Here is a 15,949-nt window from a genome sequence, read left to right as displayed (position 1 = left end):
AATAAAACAACCCGATCAGTATGGCCAGTACCACCACCTGCATCCAGTACAAACCGGTCCAATGCCGAAAGTCCTTTTCCTTACTCATTGCCTTGTTCGATTAAATTTACAAATAATTTGATGGCGCCCGGCACGCCTGCCGGTAATAATCGAAACCAGGAAATGCCCGAATAACTGTAATGTCCGGATCCATAGCGGGTCACTAAAAGGGATCCCCGTGTCGGTGGTTCGTTCGGATCCTGCATTTCAAGAGGCGTTTGGTAGCGATCATCCCAATTCCCGGGAAAATACAAGCCCCTTTCCTGTACCCATCCCTCAAAATCACTTTCGCTGATCTCATTTGGAAAATTCAATACCGGATGTTCTTCCAACAGTATTTTTACCGGTGATTCCTCTACGGTAATTCGGTCTCTGGATAGTTCCAGGGGATAGGGCCCAAAATCTCTGGACAGCAAGGGGGAGCTGGTATTGTACTGAACGATCAAATTACCCCCATTCTTGGCATAGTCCATCAATGCCGCCGTCTGATTGGCCAGGTTTTGGTTCACATTAAAGGCCCGAATTCCCACTATCAGCGTGGAATAGTTCCTAAAAGTCCCAGGCCCCATGTTACTGTTTTCCAAAATTTCCACGGTATAGCCCAGGTTTCTCAACACTTCGGGAATATCATCTCCCGCACCCGGTATGTAGCCGATGGTTTGGTTTCGCATGTCCATATTTAGCCTGATGAGGTTAAAGGAAGCCTCGGGAAAATAGGTCAGGTTGGGAATATGAGGATGCACAATTCGTTTTTTCCCCTGTTCGTAAACCGTTCCATCCCTGGTCTTATAAAATACCGTATGGGAAGATCGCGCTTCCCCGTTTGAGTTGGTCAACCTTAGGCTAAAATAGATGCTTTTATTGGCTGTATCCTCTAAACGCTCTTCTACGACATAATCTCCGCTATCCAATCCGCTGATGCCCAGCGTTCCTTCTTCCAATTCCCCTTCGAATGAAAGGGTAACCCCTAGCTGCGCTTCCTGCTCTCCCAGTAAAAAAACGTTTTCCTGGTCAATGGAAAGCGATATTTTTGGCACCACGGTAAAAGGTTGAATGATTTCTCCGTTTACCTGATCATTGTAGCGGTATTGTAGCGGGATGTTTACCTCGAAACGTTGGTTTTCAATCCTAAAATGCAGTTTTCCCGAAACGGCAGGATCATTAAAGGGTTTTCCTATCATTTGCTGAGAATCAACGACATAAAGGCTTTCCCTGGGAGGGCTTTTCAGCCAGTAAGGCTGCGATACAGGGTGGGTTGCCGGTACCTGGAGTTCCTGCTCCCATTCAAAGGGCTGATTATCCGCTACCCTGCCCGCTAACTCATAGGCGGAATCCAATACCTCAAATTTCTCCAACCGTACCCCCCGATCCCCCGGTAAATTGACAATCAGTTTCCCTTGAATCTGATCTGATGGAAACGACAACTCCTTGTTTGCCAGAAACAACGCTTTCCAACCCAGCACATCCAGAATAATCTGATCTAGCTGGTCTTGTTTTTCCTTGACCCAGGGTAAGCCTTCCTGAACCTGGTTTAACTGAGCTTTCATTTCCAATAAGCGGGGTAAGTTGTTTATGGGATTTGTAAAATCAAAGGCATCCAGGAGCGCTTCGACTTTTTTAACGAATGCGGTACCTCCCTCCAGGCCTTGCCAACGGTCCGGAATCCCCTCGAAGGGGTCGTTTTCAAAAGGCGCACCGGCCACAAATTCGAGAAAATCGCTACTTTCTCCTATGCTGGCCGTGGAGCCGAAGCCTTGAGATTTATGCATGGTACGGCTATCAGCAGCAATCTGCGAATAACTGGTACCCAAAAGGAAATTGAATTCACCGACCGGAAAGGTGTGGTAGGGAATATCGGGTTTGGGTTCGTATTGCCCTCCCCAATTGTAAGCATTCCAGAATATCCGTTTCGGAGACCAGGGTTTCACCCATTTCAACTGCTCGGGAAACGCATCGGGATTTCCCGCCAGCTCAAAAGCCTCTCCGCCAAGAATGGCTGAGGTGGTATGGTGGCCGTGGGTAGTTCCAGGAGTGGTATTAAAACGGGTGATGAGCAGGTCCGGTTGAAAATTACGAATGACCCATACCAGATCGGATAGTAACTTATTTCGATCCCAATTACTGAGTGTTTCATCAGGATTACGACTGTATCCAAAATCAATGGCCCGGGAAAAAAATTGACGGCCACCGTCAGTTTCCCTTGCCTTAAGCAATTCCTGCGTTCGGATCATTCCCAATTCAATACCCAATTCCTTTCCGATCAGGTTTTGACCCCCATCTCCGCGAGTTAGGGACAGGTATCCCACTTCTGCGTGAACGGAATTAGCCAAATAGGCGATCAGCCTTGTGTTTTCATCATCCGGATGAGCAGCCAGGTACAAGACCCGTTTGGTTTCACGGAGTTTCAGTAATTCATGGTAAATTTCGGAACTGCTCTGGGCGTTTGTGAACGAATAAAGTCCCGGGAAAAAGCCCAGGAAGAATAGGAATACGAAAGGTAAAAGACGAGTTGGTGTAGGTTTCATATTTCAAGCTAAGCATAGTGTAAGCGATCCAAAAACTAATTTACATTAGTGGGCATATAAGCAGTTTAAAAACCCGAGGAAATTTATTCGGACGGAAGTACTGCTTGGTAAAGTAAATATTTACCAGTATATTCTGCCTGTAAGATAAGTAAATTTTACCATGGCCATTACGAAAAAACATAAAGATATTCCGGGAAATCCTTCTGCAACCGCTAGCGGGAAGGTGAAATTGAATAATCGATCCCAAGGCAAACCATTGAAGGTATTAACAGATGTTGATTGGAATTTCTGGAAGGAAAATGGGTATGTGATTGTCAAAAAGGCAGTTCCAATGGACTACACCCAGCGTCTGCAAAGGCTCTTGTGGGAATTTGAGGAGATGAACCCTCAGGATCCTAAAACCTGGTATGCTGCGAACAAGGAGGAAATGAAAATGAAAGAGCTCACCAACAGCGGCATGGTGGAAATATATAATCACCAATACCTTTGGGATATCCGTCAATATCCCAAAGTTTACGAAACATTCTCCGATATATGGGGAATTGACGAATTGTGGGTAACCATAGATCGGGCCAACCTCAATATCCCTGCCCGACCGGATTTTGAATTCAAGGGGTTTATCCATTGGGATTACGATCCGGAATCAGACGAAGATAACGTGCAAGGCTTGGTGGCGCTGAATGATCAGACCGATCCCAATGTAGGTGGATTTCAATGCGTACCGGAACTGTACCGCAATTACGATTCCTGGAAAAAAGACCAACCGAAAGATCGGGACATTTTTAAACCCGATGTCAGCGGCTATCATCTGACGAAAGTAAAACTGGAGGAAGGAGATTTGCTGATTTTTAATAGCAAGTTGCCCCATGGTATTCGACCTAATCGCAGTAAAGACAGCGTTCGAATGGCTCAGTACATCTCCATGATGCCAGCGGAAAATGAAAATGAAGAACTAAGAAACTGGCGGATCAGTTCCTGGCGGGACCGCATTGCTCCGGATGGTTTTGCGTTTCCCGGTGATCCCCGAAATTGGGAACAAACCAACTATCCGCAGGCCAAACTTAGCCCGCTGGGTAGAAAACTATTGGGCCTGGAGCTGTGGTAAGCCTACCAGGTCCACCAATAGGTGAATTTTAGGGCTAAGGTTCTGTTTTTTACGTAAAACGGCGCTGGTAAATAGTTGTCCGTAAACACCAGATACAAATCGGAAGCCGGCTTAAACCGCCATTGAAACCGGGTATTTAGGTTGATATTGTCAATTTGTTCGTTGTACTGGGCAAAAGCCGTAAAAAACAAGGTATTGGTAAAGGTTACATCCACGCGGGGCCCCACTAGCCAAAAACGGGTATCTCCCCAGGGTTCCGGCAAATCCAATTGGTTATAGTTACCGGTTAAGGCCAATCCTACATAGGGCTGAAAGCGGTATCCCAATTCCCCGGAAAAGTTAAATCGCTCCCCCTCTGCAAAATAGCCCCCGTATTGGGAGGATAGCGAATACGTAAAAAGACTTTGAGGTTTGGAAACGTATTCCATGCCGACGGAACTCCAGGTATGATTGGTAAAGGCCGCCAGGGTATCTCCACTAAAATTGGTTGGGTCAAAGGGTTGTTGCAACCAAATCCGGTTATAGGCATACCTCGCCGTCAAATTACTCTGACTTCTAAACCGGACCGTATAGCCCAGTTCGGTAATGTTGTCGGTCTGTTCCCAATTCATATTGTAAAATAAAGATGTATTGACCGTGGGACCGTGGCGCAGGATTTTTTTGCTTTTGGGGAAAAACAAGTAAGCCGTATTGGGATTGATCCGGTAGTAACCATTTCTGGGAACATACCCCACTTCGGCGGTGTATCGGGGCGAAACGTACTCGTGTTTCCACTCCCAGCTGAGGTTTCCGCTGGAATATTTCAGGTTGGCGGCATGCACCAGGCTTTCTCCGGTTTGGTCGGGACTAAATGATTTTAAGAAAAAAGCCTTTCCAGTCCATAAGTTATTGGAAGAAGCCAGGTTGTATTCCAGCCCCAGGTTTCGATTATATGACGTGGTTCCAGCAGCATCGGTCCCATTGATCCCGGGAATCTCTCCAATAGATGCCCTATTGACAAAAATAGCCCCAATATTAGATCGTTGCCCCACGCGCCGCTGGGCTGCCATGACCGTAAAATTCTGAGAAGGAGTCTGCGTCTCTTCCACCTGCCCCGTTTGCATGTTCATGGCTCCGATTCGCCAATCCCGGTTGATTTTTCCGCTTAATCGGGCACCAAACTGAATAGGTGCATTCAGCCCAATCCGTCTGGAAAAGAAGGGACGTATGGTTTCGTAACCAAAATTGGCAAACAAATCCCCATTTTCAAGGAAGAATTGCCTTCTTTCTGGGAAAAACAATTCAAATCTGTCCAGATTGGTAATTTGCCGGTCCACTTCCACCTGAGAGAAATCAGGATTTACGGTTAGGTCCAGGTTTAAGGAAGAACTAATGGCGATTTTTGCATCTACTCCTACCCTGTTTTGATAATCGGTAGGCAACCCGCCTTCACGGTCTTTCACCCTGCCTCCCATAGCATAGGGAATGATGGACACGTTCATGCCTGCTTCTGGGGGCGCCTCGTCCCAAACCAAAATTCCGGTATAAGCCAAAGAAGCGGAGGGAAATTGTCTGGGAACCGGTGCCCAGGCCGATTTTTCGGTGGTCTTCAGATCCAGCCGGCTGAAATTAATACCCCATTCCTTAATCCCTTTTTTATATCGAATGGATTTAAAGGGAATGGCCGCTTCAAAGACCCATTTGTCTTCATAATTCTGAACTTTGGAAATCCATTTATTGTCCCAGCTTAAATCTACCTTTCCCCCTTCATACATGATGCCATCCCACTGGGCACCGGCGGCATTGGCACCGAATGAAAAGCCATTGGTCTGATCATCAAAAGTGTCCATAAACAACAGGAAATTGTCATTTTTTCCAAACGAAAAATCCCGCCGCAAGGATTCTACATAGTAAGGCCCCGGCACCGCATGGTGGTTGATAACCAGCAGGTACAGGTGCTCCGAATCGTAGGTCATCATCACTTCGGTTTCTACCTGAGAATAACTGGTATCCATGGGAAGAATCATGTAAAAATCCTTGGCCACCTCTGCATCCTCCCAGGCTTGTTCGTCCACCATTCCGTCGATCGAAATGGACGAACTGGCACGCTTGATATGCAACTTGTAATCGTCATTGATCTTTTGACCCAATGCCGGAAGGCATAACATAACTCCCACTAAAATCAACCAACCATTTCGTAACGCTTTTCCCATATTATTCAACAGCCAATCCGGCAGACGGACCGTACCCATGCTTAGATTAATACATTTTTGAAGCGCAATTATAGCCTAAATAATATAATTACAGGCTTTTTTTTGGGCTGAATTCTGAAATAATACCGAATTTTACGTTGATAGCCCATGGAAGGTATAAGTGGTCAGTTTTTTACGGTGACCTGTTTGATTTCGCCCGTTACCTTGTCTTTCAGGATTACTTTCGCTTCGCCATTAGGCAGTAGTTCTTTTTTGATTAGATAGTACTTTTCATCGTAAGAGACCTGGCTTTTTTCTTCGGAGCCGCTACCTTCTCCTCTCCAGTCCTCCAGCTTCACCGTTTCCCATTTCTTGCTTTTGGCAGAGAGAAAGGCGGCATCCAAAATGGCATTCACCACATACCCATCATAAAAGGTTTCCAATGGTTCCCTTCCCTGCTCCATGGCATCAAACATATCGCTAAACATTTGCGGATAGCCGAGTTCATGTGCCTCGTCACCAACCGGAAACAACCAACCGGAATCAGATTCAGCTTTTTCGGCAATATAGTTTTCTCCTTTTCCCGTCGTAAACATCTCAAATCCAGTGCGTAAAAAACTATTTAGCCAAACCGTACCCTCTGTGCCCATCACCTCGTCCCGTAAATCCATTCCGCCCCGAAAGGTCCAGCTTACTTCAAATTGCCCGATGGCCCCGTTTTCATACTTCACCAAACCAATGGCATGGTCCTCCGCATCAATGGGGTGCACCTGGGTGTCCGCCCAACACATCACTTCCATAGGACGAACCCCTTTACCTATAAAGTTTCGGCTTATTTCTACACAATGGCAGCCCAAATCAATAATGGCTCCCCCACCGGATTTTTCCTTATCCCAAAACCAATCGCTGTGGGGACCCGGGTGCGCTTCCCTGGATTTGGTCCAAAGGATTTTGCCCAGACTTCCCGCTTTTATGCTGGCCAGGGATTTCAAAAACTTGGAGGTATAACACAGGTCCTCCAGATAGCCGGCAAATACACCTGCTTTTTCCACCGCTTCCAACATGCGTTTGGCTTCGCTGGCATTGCGACCCAGGGGCTTGGTACACAAAACCGCCTTATTAGCGGCTGCACAGGCCAGGACGGCTTCTTCGTGTAAATGATTGGGTAGCGCCACAATCACAGCATCCACCGCTGGGTCTTGGATGATTTTTTCCATTTCACTTCCGTAACTACTCAATCCATAATCAGCCGCAAACTTTTCGGCGTTAGCAATGTTTCGGGAGTAGACGGAGAGAATCCGGTCCTTTCGTCGTTGGTCGTGAAGGGTGTTGGCATAAAAGCGGGCAATAAAGCCCGAACCGAGCATGGCGATATTCATGGATCTGTTTTTTTGGGTTTGAAAATAAATGTAGTAAAATTGACGGGTAATGAAAATGGATGTGCCACGAATCTAGCGGTTTTCTCCATCGATCGAAAAGTAACCATCCATTTAACCAACCATGAATTTCCCAACTCCAACATGCACAGACTGATCAAAGCCGATACCCTACCCGTATTTTTGGAATGGATCGCAGATAGGGCGATGGAATGGGAGTACCTTCCTAAACAGCACAAACTGACGATATATAAAGCAGGAACACGTGTGGGTGCGTTACGGCTCCCTCTAAATTATCAATGGGAGAATGAAACCGGAAAAACCTTGCCACAGGAAAGGAACTGGGTACTGTTTATGGTTCGCGCCGGAATGGCCGCCGTGGGGTATTTTGAACGTGGCGACAACCTCTCCCATCGGGTTTTTCGGGCCTATATGGTCCGAAAAAAACAAGGAAAAAGCCAAATCAAATACTTGAAAACCAAAGGGAAATCCAGGGCTGGTTCAAGGGTCCGTCTGGGAGAATCGGAGGTTTTTTTCCAGGAGATTCATGATAAAATCACCGCCTATCTACGCCATCATCCAGTGGATGTGATCGGATATTCCTGTTCCAAAACCTTGTGGCCGTTTATTTTCAATGCCGGTACCGGCTTGGATAAAGAGGATCCCAGGCTTTACAAGATCCCGGTACATGTGCAACATCCCACTTACCAGACCCTTCTGCAGGTCAACGAAACACTACAAGAGGCAACACTGGAATATGGAGAAGAGCTATCAGATTGGTTTAAGGATTTGGACAGACCCGGTGAGCCTCTTGACCGGGATAAGGAAGACGATCAGTGGTAGTCCGTATCCCTGATGAAATTTGGAGAACTTCCGTAGGCCTTTGAGAAAAATTGCCTCGGTCCCATTATCTTTGTTTTCGAAGTAATCAACAACTATGCGATACGATATAACCATTATTGGCGGAGGAATTGTGGGATTGGCCACGGGATTAAAGATCAAAACCCAGCGACCGGATCTGTCTGTCGTAATACTGGAAAAAGAAAACTCCTTAGCCCGGCATCAAACCGGAAATAACAGCGGGGTAATTCACTCCGGGCTTTACTACAAGCCTGGAAGTTTGAAAGCCAGAAATTGCATTGACGGATACCGGCAGCTCCTGGAATTTTGCGATACGCATTCGGTTCCCTATGAAATAACCGGCAAGGTAGTCGTGGCTACGGAAAAGGCACAGTTGCCCCAGTTGAAGTTTTTGATGGATCGGGGTTTGGCAAACGGACTTTCCGGCATCAGGTCCATCAGCCCGGAGGAGTTGAACGCATACGAGCCCTATTGTCAGGGGCTGGGAGCCCTGCACGTTCCCCAAACGGGAATTGTAGATTATACCGCGGTTGCCCTTGCCTATGCCAAGGCATTTGAAGATAAGGGAGGGGAGATTCTAACCTCTCATAAAGTATTGAATATTAATACACTAAAGGAATCTATCTTGATCACTACTTCACAAGAAGAAATCCGCTCCGGGTTGCTCGTTAATTGTGCCGGATTGTATGCCGATAAAATTGCTGAACTACATGAGGGCCAATCTCCCGACATCCGGATTATACCCTTTCGAGGAGAATATTATAAGATCAAAAAGGAACGGGAATACCTGGTAAAAAACCTGATTTATCCGGTTCCTGATCCCAATTTTCCCTTTTTGGGGGTGCATTTTACACGCATGATGGAAGGTGGCGTGGAAGCCGGTCCCAATGCCGTAATGGCCTTTAAAAAGGAAGGTTATAAAAAATCAGATTTTAATTTAAAAGAATTTTATGAGGCAGTGACCTGGCCAGGCCTGCAAAAGGTAGCCGCTAAATATTGGAAAACGGGACTGGGCGAATACCATCGGTCTTTCTCTAAAAAAGCTTTTACTAAAGCCTTGCAAGCCTTGTTACCGGATATTCAGGAAAGTGACCTGGTAGCCGGGGGCGCAGGTGTACGGGCTCAGGCCTGTGATCGGGACGGTGGCTTGTTGGATGATTTTGCTATTCGGGAAACGGCTAGCGCGGTCCACGTCATCAATGCGCCTTCGCCTGCCGCCACCAGTGCCTTGTCAATCGGTGACAAGGTTTGTTCTCTGGCGCTTTCAAAAATGGAATAATTCAGGCATTTTTTATTGATGATGCCATTTCCAAAAGTGAATCGTCGCACGGATTAAATCCTGGTACTCATCAATGGTTAGCGGTTTGATCAGGTAAGCATTTGCTCCCAGCCGAATGGCTTTTTTGACATCCACTTCATTGGAACTGGTAGAAAACACAATCACCGGAACTAACTCCCAACCGGAGGTGGATCGAAGTTTTTCCAACACCTCGAATCCATTGATTTTGGGCATGTTAATATCCAACAAGACCAGCGATTTTTCGATACCGTGGTGGGATTCCATAAAGGACAAAAACGCTTCCGGATCGGAATAGCTACTAAAATTCGGGCACTCTAATACATCTGAAAGGGCATTTTCAACAAGGAGGGCATCAACTTCACTATCGTCTACCATCAATACATTTATGTTCATACTTATCGTAACTCTTTATATGCTTTTCGTTGATTGAGGAGTACCTATTTCAAGGCTGAAACCCCATTCGACTCGCCATTTTAAAAACAAAGATAATTCACGGAAATCAATTCCGCTATTTTCCCAGAGACAATCGATTTGCTTATATCCAATAAAAAATAAAGGGGCTAAAATCAGTTATCAATGACTGCAAAAGTGGAATAGATTCTGAAAAATAGGCAACAGAAAGCCGGCACTTACCGGTACCGTTTTACTTCTTCCAATACCGCGTGAACAGCATCCTGGAATTCTTTCTTATGTGCTTCAATCCCCTCTCCAAAGCCATGTTCCTGCATAAATCGTTTCCCATTACCCAAGACCACCGCTAGTCGTTCCAAATCAAACAATCCCAGCGTGGGTTTAATTTTATGCCTGGCCTGCTTGATGACCGGCAGACTTTTTTCTTTAATACCGATCAGATAACTATTCTCTAATTCGATCAGTGCTACTTCAATAGCTTCCAAAAGCTGTTTTCTAAAGTCTATATCGCCTTCCACCATATTATCAATTTTCTGGAAATCGATATTCTTATACTGTTTATTCATACGTTATGCTTGCGTTGAAGATTTACCTGCCAAAAATCCGGTACTCCAGGCTGCCTGAAAATTATACCCTCCAGTGATCCCATCCACATTCATGACTTCTCCCGCAAAGTAAAGGCCCGGTATCTTTTTGCTTTCAAGGGAATTGGGATCAACTTCGTCTAAGGAGATCCCTCCTGCTGTAACAAATTCTTCCTTAAAGGTAGTTTTTCCTGAGATTATTAATGGAAATTTGAATAGATTTTCTATCAATTTATTTATCTTTTTTTTACTGATGTCTTCCCATTTCAGTTCTTCTTCGATAGTAGCCGAAGCCGCCAGGAAATCCCAAAGTCTGGCGGGAATTCCAAATAAGGGATTTTTTCGTATTGTCTTTCGGGCATGCTGCCTTTTAAACGATACCAGTTGCGTGGCAAGTCCTTCTGAAGAAAAATCCTCATCCCAACGAATCAAGGCTACTGCCTGATAGTGCTTATCATGCAACCAATTGGCACCGAAAGCGGACAACTTCAATACAGCGGGGCCGCTTATTCCCCAATGGGTAATAAGAATGGGGCCGGAATAACTCAATTTACTTCCTTCAAAACGAATGAGTCCATTGGGCATGCTTATACCTTTGAGTTTAATTAAACCGGCCTCCGGAGCATTAAAGGTAAATAAAGAAGGAACCGGCGGCACTAACGAATGCCCCAAGCGCTCCAATAATCCATATCCCTCTCGCTTGGCCGACCCTCCCGAACAAATAATCAGGCGATCCACCTCCTCGGAAAAGGCTTTTCCTTCCATCTTGAAACCCTCCCTTTGGACTTCAATATTCACGATCGCCTTGTTTAATTCGATGCGCACCCCCAGTCGATTGGCTTCATTAACCAATGCCGAAACGACAGACTGGGAATCATCGCTTTTAGGAAACACCCTTCCATCGGATTCTGTTTTCAAGGGCACTCCCCGGCTCTCAAACCAGGAAAACGTATCCTTCACTGTAAAATGCTCGAAAACTTTTTTTAAAAACCCGCTTCCTCTGGGATACCCTTTAAGTAGCTCATTGTTTTTAAATGTTCCTTGGGTTACATTACACCTACCCCCACCCGATACCAATACTTTCGAAAGAACTTTCCGGTTTTTCTCAAAGAGTATAACTTTATGTCCGGAACTGGCGGCATGTATGGCGGCAAAAAAACCTGCAGCGCCACCACCGACCACACCAATTGTCATAGGTAAGGGCTATTAGAAAGTGAATGTAGCGTATTAACCACAAAATTATCTATTTTTAAGGAATTCCATGTCAAAACAGCGAAAAAAATTAAAAAGAAGGCATAAAACAAGACGAAAAAATTCCGTTTGGCTGCTTCTGATTATCACCTTGGTACTCTTTTTCCTGGCGTTGCTGAGCGTTGAGGAATGGAGAAGAAACAAAAGCCAATTCTATTCCGGGAAAAAGGATACGCCAAAAGAAACTACCCATGAAGAGGCTTCTAATCCGGATCAGGAGCAATCGATTTCCAAAAAACCTCCGGAGAAATTAGCAGATAGTCAGGGATTTGATCCCGAACTAATTTCCTTACTTCTTATAGCCAATATGCCGGACGGGGTAGCCGTTCAACTCGTGGATCACGAATCTTACTTGCTTGCCTATCAGGAATCCTATGAACAGGCCGCCTGGGTAGCCTATCAGCTAAGCCGGGATGAGTTATCCGGTCCTCACCGACGAAAAGATGTGTTTCGGGAGGACAAGCTCGTGGCTACCGGTTCTGCCCATCCGGATGATTACCGCTTATCCGGTTTCGACAGGGGGCATCTGGCACCGGCTGCCGATTTCAGTTTCTCCGAACAGGCCATGGAGAAAAGTTTTCTCATGAGTAACATCTCCCCTCAATTGCCGGGATTCAACAGAGGTGTCTGGAGAAAATTGGAACAACAAGTGCGTGCCTGGGCCAGGGAATACGAACAGGTGCTGGTGATTACCGGTCCCCTATTCACGACAGCGACACCAAAACGTATTGGCGAAAATGAAGTTCTGGTGCCTGATTATTTCTTTAAGGTACTATTTGAAATTCATCCGCCCTCGTATAAAATGATGGCTTTTTTGTTAAAAAATCAAAAATCAACCCGACCTTTATTGGATTATGCTATTTCTGTAGATAGCTTAGAACAATTTTCCGGGATTGATTTCTTTTTTCACCTTCCGGATAGTATTGAAAATGAATTAGAAAAAAAAGTATCCTATGAAGATTGGTTGGAATAATGGTAAAGGCTTTTTGGTATTGCTTTTTCTCAGCCTGAATGTTGTCACGGCACAGGCTCAGCACCGGCCCAGCCTGGGTTCTACTTCCCGATTGATGGACCGGGCCATTGCTTCCATGGCCAATGAAAAATACCAGGATGCCAATACTCATTTTCGGGAGATAATCGCCAGTAACCTGCCGATCCCCCCAGAGATGCCCTATTATTTTGCAGAAACCCTCTATCAATTGGGCCAATACCATAATAGCGATAATTTTGTCCGCAAATACCTGGACCTGAATGGATTCGAAGGCGAGCACTATGCGGAAGCCAGGGCACTGCTGGAGAAACTAGCAGCTCCCATGGCAGCCATTCGCTCCTGTGAATTCTGTGATTCCAGAGGATACCGATACCAAACTTGTACCACCTGTCATGGCGAGGGCCATACCGAGCAACCTTGTTCGCTTTGTAGAGGACATGGAGTAATCGGTTGCAGTCGCTGTGCAGGAGATGGCCTGGTTACCAAAAAAAATGTATTCAATATCGTGGAGTATTTTGAATGCGAACGCTGCTCCGGGGAAGGCAGGCTTACTTGTACACAATGTGACGGCAGCCTGGTAGAGCAAGGAGAATGCCGCACCTGCGATGGAAGCGGAAAGCTCGAATCGGAGACGATTTGCAATCACCAGCAGGAATAATAAAAACAGCCGGCATGCATCACACCATGTCGGCTGTTTTATCTAAAATCCAAACTAACTTACTGACAGTAGTTACTCAAGCCTTCGTTAGCCGTATCGTAACCATTATCCAAAGCAGTCCTAAAATCCTCACAGGCCTTAGCTACCTCCTCCGTGGCAACATACAACATGCCTCGATAATAATAATACTGTCCATTTTTAGGACTCATTTTGATCGCAGCATTGTATTCGCGAAGTGCTTCCTTCACATTTCCTATCCGATGCATGGATCTTGCCTTTAGAAAGTAAGCCATTGAGGGGGCCCCAGAAGTTTCCACTGCATTGTCTGCATACATCAGGGCCAATTCCGGATTGTCATTTTTGTGATACAAATTAGACAAACTCAGCAACACCTGGATGTTCTTAGGCTCCTGAGCCAAGGCCTGTTTAAAGCTTTTTTCTGCCGCTTTAAAATCGTCCAACTCCTCGTGCGCACGCCCTTTATTATAGAGGGCTTTTACATTATCCGGCCTTTTTTCCAGGTAATTGGCGTATGCCATAATCGCCTCCTCGTATTGTCCTTCACTGTAATACTTATCCCCTTCCAAAGAGGCGCTGTCACCACAGGAAATCAATACCAGGGCGACACCAACGGTAATAAATAGGTTGTTAATAGAAATCATAAATTAGGTTAAATTCATTATACAGCTACACTGTTTTCCCTTAAGGCTTCATTAAGCGAAGTTTTCAGGTCGGTGGATGCTTTGCGCTTTCCAATGATCAAGGCACAAGGCACCTGAAAATCCCCAGCCTTAAACTTTTTATTTATAGAACCGGGTATAACGACCGATCTGTCAGGAACATATCCTTTATACTCTTTGGGCTCGTCCCCGGTCACATCAATGATTTTAGAACTGGCAGTAAGGGTCACACCTGCCCCTACCACTGCTTCACGACCAATGCGTACGCCCTCTACGATGATGGCCCTGGATCCGATAAACGCTCCGTCTTCTATAATAACCGGGGCCGCCTGGATGGGTTCCAGCACACCGCCTATTCCTACTCCTCCGCTCAGGTGTACATTTTTCCCTATTTGAGCGCAAGATCCAACCGTAGCCCAGGTATCCACCATGGAGCCACTGTCTACATAAGCACCAATATTCACATAAGAAGGCATCATTACCACTCCTTTAGCAAGAAACGCGCCATATCTGGCTACTGCATGGGGCACCACCCGAACGCCTTGTTTGGCATAGTTGGTCTTCAGGGCCATTTTATCGTGAAATTCAAAGGGTCCCACTTCGATGGTACGCATTTTCTGAATGGGAAAATAAAGAATTACAGCTTTCTTTACCCAGTCGTTTACCGTCCAGGATCCATCGGCTGCCGGAACAGCTACGCGCAACGAACCGTTGTCCAAATCTGCGATAACCGTCTTAATGGCGATTTGAACATCTTTTTCGTCTAATAAATCCCGGTTTTCCCAGGCTTTTTCTATAATATGCTGTAATTCTTCCATAAGTTATAATCTATTAGCTTTGTTTGAATAGTTCTAGTTATATGAGCAAAAAAATCCCGGTAATCTTAGCCGCTGTCCTCAAACCTGTAGATGATTCCAGAATGTTGTATAAGCTGGGATTTTCAATGCGTGAAACAAATAAATACGACCTAAACATCATAGGTTTTTCTTCAAAAAAAACGCCAAAGGTTAAAAATATCCGATTAATTGAAATTTTTTCGAAATCCAGAAGCCACCCGGGTCGGTTGCTGGTACCCTTTTTCTTTCTTTTTCACCTTTTCAACATCCGACCCGGACTGGTAATGATTACCACCTTCGAACTGCTACCGGCGGCGGTGCTGGGAAAATGGTTTTTGGGATACAAACTCATTTATGATGTACAGGAAAACTATAGCAAAAATATTCGCCATAATAACACGCTGCCCCCATTGATCAGCTTCCCTGCTTCCTACCTGGTCCGGCTAATAGAGGCCTTGGCGAGGCCGTTTATAGATGCCCATCTATTGGCCGAACAGTGCTATCAAAAAGAAATGCCGGGTCTTCGGAGTGCTACGGTGGTCGAAAATAAGGCTGAATTACCACATAAGCGCCTTCCTGCCTTTCAATTGTCCCACCCCTATGCCCCTCAATTTTTACTTACCGGTACCATTACGGAAGTGTATGGCGTAGGAGAAGCCATCGCCTGGTTTCGCAAGTTGCGCAAAACCGTTCCTCTTGCGCAGCTGCACATCCAGGGACATTGCCCAATGAAAAGCCTTGCAAAAACCCTTCGAAAGAAGGCCGCTGCAGATCCCCATATCCACTTGGAAATTTCGCCGCAGCCCCTACCGAAAATACAGATAGAAGAATCACTTCGCGCCGCGGACGTGCTGCTATTACCCTATCGCCTGCTGCCCAGTATTGTGGATAAAATTCCCACGAAATTGTATGAAGGGATTGCCTTGCAGAAGCCCATTCTGATGAGCAAAAATCCCCTCTGGGGCTCTATGTTAAACAGGTATCCGGCAGGTATGGAGATCAACTTTACCGAGCTGCAGGACCTTCCCGCTACCTGGCGACGGTTTACTTCCCTGACGTTTTACCAGCAAGCTCCCGGTGAAGAAATCGACTGGCAGGTAGAAAAAAAACGCCTGTTAACACTGCTGGAAAAGCTGTAAAGAATTCAAATTGTACTTTTTA

General features: G+C 45.8%; 14 protein-coding genes. 6 read left to right on the top strand and 8 right to left on the bottom strand.

Going from position 1 to position 15,949, the window contains the following annotated elements; genetic code table 11:
- Positions 1-80 precede the first annotated feature (80 nt).
- On the bottom strand, positions 81-2,564 hold the full coding sequence (locus tag GJS45_RS00845; RefSeq protein ID WP_162339555.1) for a PIG-L family deacetylase: 2,484 nt from the start codon (positions 2,562-2,564) through the stop codon (positions 81-83).
- A 160-nt stretch (positions 2,565-2,724) separates the two neighbouring features.
- On the opposite strand from GJS45_RS00845, the gene GJS45_RS00840 reads away from it, so the two are divergent.
- Entirely contained in the window at positions 2,725-3,669 is a 945-nt protein-coding gene (locus GJS45_RS00840; protein ID WP_162339554.1) for a phytanoyl-CoA dioxygenase family protein, read from the top strand.
- Between the two features lie 2 nt (positions 3,670-3,671).
- Here GJS45_RS00840 and GJS45_RS00835 read toward each other — a convergent pair whose 3' ends face one another.
- Positions 3,672-5,816, bottom strand: a complete 2,145-nt coding sequence (locus tag GJS45_RS00835) for a DUF5916 domain-containing protein (RefSeq protein ID WP_235954563.1) — start codon at positions 5,814-5,816, stop codon at positions 3,672-3,674.
- A gap of 209 nt (positions 5,817-6,025) precedes the next feature.
- On the bottom strand, positions 6,026-7,219 hold the full coding sequence (locus tag GJS45_RS00830; RefSeq protein WP_162339553.1) for a Gfo/Idh/MocA family protein: 1,194 nt from the start codon (positions 7,217-7,219) through the stop codon (positions 6,026-6,028).
- A 39-nt stretch (positions 7,220-7,258) separates the two neighbouring features.
- Here GJS45_RS00830 and GJS45_RS00825 point away from each other — a divergent pair, with 39 nt between their 5' ends.
- Together GJS45_RS00825 and lhgO are read left to right on the top strand one after the other, a co-directional pair.
- The gene (locus tag GJS45_RS00825; RefSeq protein WP_162339552.1) at positions 7,259-8,059 is read left to right on the top strand and encodes a hypothetical protein; all 801 of its coding nucleotides are present in this window, start codon (positions 7,259-7,261) and stop codon (positions 8,057-8,059) included.
- Positions 8,060-8,153: 94 nt separating this feature from the next.
- Positions 8,154-9,356: an L-2-hydroxyglutarate oxidase gene (lhgO, locus tag GJS45_RS00820; protein WP_162339551.1), complete on the top strand. Its 1,203-nt coding sequence runs from the start codon at positions 8,154-8,156 to the stop codon at positions 9,354-9,356.
- Positions 9,357-9,368: 12 nt separating this feature from the next.
- On the opposite strand, the gene GJS45_RS00815 is transcribed toward lhgO, so the two are convergent.
- From GJS45_RS00815 to GJS45_RS00805, 3 genes are all read right to left on the bottom strand, one after another.
- On the bottom strand, positions 9,369-9,770 hold the full coding sequence (locus GJS45_RS00815) for a response regulator (RefSeq protein WP_162339550.1): 402 nt from the start codon (positions 9,768-9,770) through the stop codon (positions 9,369-9,371).
- Between the two features lie 236 nt (positions 9,771-10,006).
- Entirely contained in the window at positions 10,007-10,354 is a 348-nt protein-coding gene (locus GJS45_RS00810) for a hypothetical protein (protein WP_162339549.1), read from the bottom strand.
- A 3-nt stretch (positions 10,355-10,357) separates the two neighbouring features.
- Positions 10,358-11,566: a BaiN/RdsA family NAD(P)/FAD-dependent oxidoreductase gene (locus GJS45_RS00805; RefSeq protein ID WP_162339548.1), complete on the bottom strand. Its 1,209-nt coding sequence runs from the start codon at positions 11,564-11,566 to the stop codon at positions 10,358-10,360.
- Between the two features lie 67 nt (positions 11,567-11,633).
- On the opposite strand from GJS45_RS00805, the gene GJS45_RS00800 reads away from it, so the two are divergent.
- Entirely contained in the window at positions 11,634-12,596 is a 963-nt protein-coding gene (locus GJS45_RS00800) for a DNA/RNA non-specific endonuclease (RefSeq protein WP_162339547.1), read from the top strand.
- Positions 12,577-13,272, top strand: a complete 696-nt coding sequence (locus GJS45_RS00795) for an outer membrane protein assembly factor BamD (RefSeq protein ID WP_162339546.1) — start codon at positions 12,577-12,579, stop codon at positions 13,270-13,272. Before GJS45_RS00800 ends, GJS45_RS00795 begins: the two co-directional genes overlap by 20 nt.
- Before the next feature lie 59 nt (positions 13,273-13,331).
- On the opposite strand, the gene GJS45_RS00790 is transcribed toward GJS45_RS00795, so the two are convergent.
- Entirely contained in the window at positions 13,332-13,934 is a 603-nt protein-coding gene (locus GJS45_RS00790; RefSeq protein WP_162339545.1) for a tetratricopeptide repeat protein, read from the bottom strand.
- A 17-nt stretch (positions 13,935-13,951) separates the two neighbouring features.
- A complete protein-coding gene (locus tag GJS45_RS00785; RefSeq protein ID WP_162339544.1) occupies positions 13,952-14,770 on the bottom strand; it encodes a 2,3,4,5-tetrahydropyridine-2,6-dicarboxylate N-succinyltransferase in 819 nt (272 codons plus the stop codon).
- Between the two features lie 41 nt (positions 14,771-14,811).
- Between GJS45_RS00785 and GJS45_RS00780 the strand changes: the two genes are divergently transcribed.
- Positions 14,812-15,927 (top strand): glycosyltransferase family protein, encoded by a 1,116-nt coding sequence (locus tag GJS45_RS00780; RefSeq protein ID WP_162339543.1) that lies wholly within the window; start codon positions 14,812-14,814, stop codon positions 15,925-15,927.
- Positions 15,928-15,949 lie beyond the last annotated feature (22 nt).

This window comes from Cyclobacterium salsum, from assembly GCF_010119245.1.
Taxonomy (GTDB): domain Bacteria; phylum Bacteroidota; class Bacteroidia; order Cytophagales; family Cyclobacteriaceae; genus Cyclobacterium; species Cyclobacterium salsum.
The sequence above is the reverse complement of the archived record's forward strand: the minus strand, read 5'-3'. Positions and strand labels throughout refer to the sequence as shown.

What these genes read in the sequence shown, in the direction of transcription:
- GJS45_RS00845 (WP_162339555.1), bottom strand. Translation starts at nt 2,564, where the DNA reads ATGAAACCTACACCAACTCGTCTTTTACCTTTCGTATTCCTATTCTTC.
- GJS45_RS00840 (WP_162339554.1), top strand. Translation starts at nt 2,725, where the DNA reads ATGGCCATTACGAAAAAACATAAAGATATTCCGGGAAATCCTTCTGCA.
- GJS45_RS00835 (WP_235954563.1), bottom strand. Translation starts at nt 5,816, where the DNA reads ATGTTATGCCTTCCGGCATTGGGTCAAAAGATCAATGACGATTACAAG.
- GJS45_RS00830 (WP_162339553.1), bottom strand. Translation starts at nt 7,219, where the DNA reads ATGAATATCGCCATGCTCGGTTCGGGCTTTATTGCCCGCTTTTATGCC.
- lhgO (WP_162339551.1), top strand. Translation starts at nt 8,154, where the DNA reads ATGCGATACGATATAACCATTATTGGCGGAGGAATTGTGGGATTGGCC.
- GJS45_RS00815 (WP_162339550.1), bottom strand. Translation starts at nt 9,770, where the DNA reads ATGAACATAAATGTATTGATGGTAGACGATAGTGAAGTTGATGCCCTC.
- GJS45_RS00810 (WP_162339549.1), bottom strand. Translation starts at nt 10,354, where the DNA reads ATGAATAAACAGTATAAGAATATCGATTTCCAGAAAATTGATAATATG.
- GJS45_RS00805 (WP_162339548.1), bottom strand. Translation starts at nt 11,566, where the DNA reads ATGACAATTGGTGTGGTCGGTGGTGGCGCTGCAGGTTTTTTTGCCGCC.
- GJS45_RS00800 (WP_162339547.1), top strand. Translation starts at nt 11,634, where the DNA reads ATGTCAAAACAGCGAAAAAAATTAAAAAGAAGGCATAAAACAAGACGA.
- GJS45_RS00795 (WP_162339546.1), top strand. Translation starts at nt 12,577, where the DNA reads ATGAAGATTGGTTGGAATAATGGTAAAGGCTTTTTGGTATTGCTTTTT.
- GJS45_RS00790 (WP_162339545.1), bottom strand. Translation starts at nt 13,934, where the DNA reads ATGATTTCTATTAACAACCTATTTATTACCGTTGGTGTCGCCCTGGTA.
- GJS45_RS00785 (WP_162339544.1), bottom strand. Translation starts at nt 14,770, where the DNA reads ATGGAAGAATTACAGCATATTATAGAAAAAGCCTGGGAAAACCGGGAT.
- GJS45_RS00780 (WP_162339543.1), top strand. Translation starts at nt 14,812, where the DNA reads ATGAGCAAAAAAATCCCGGTAATCTTAGCCGCTGTCCTCAAACCTGTA.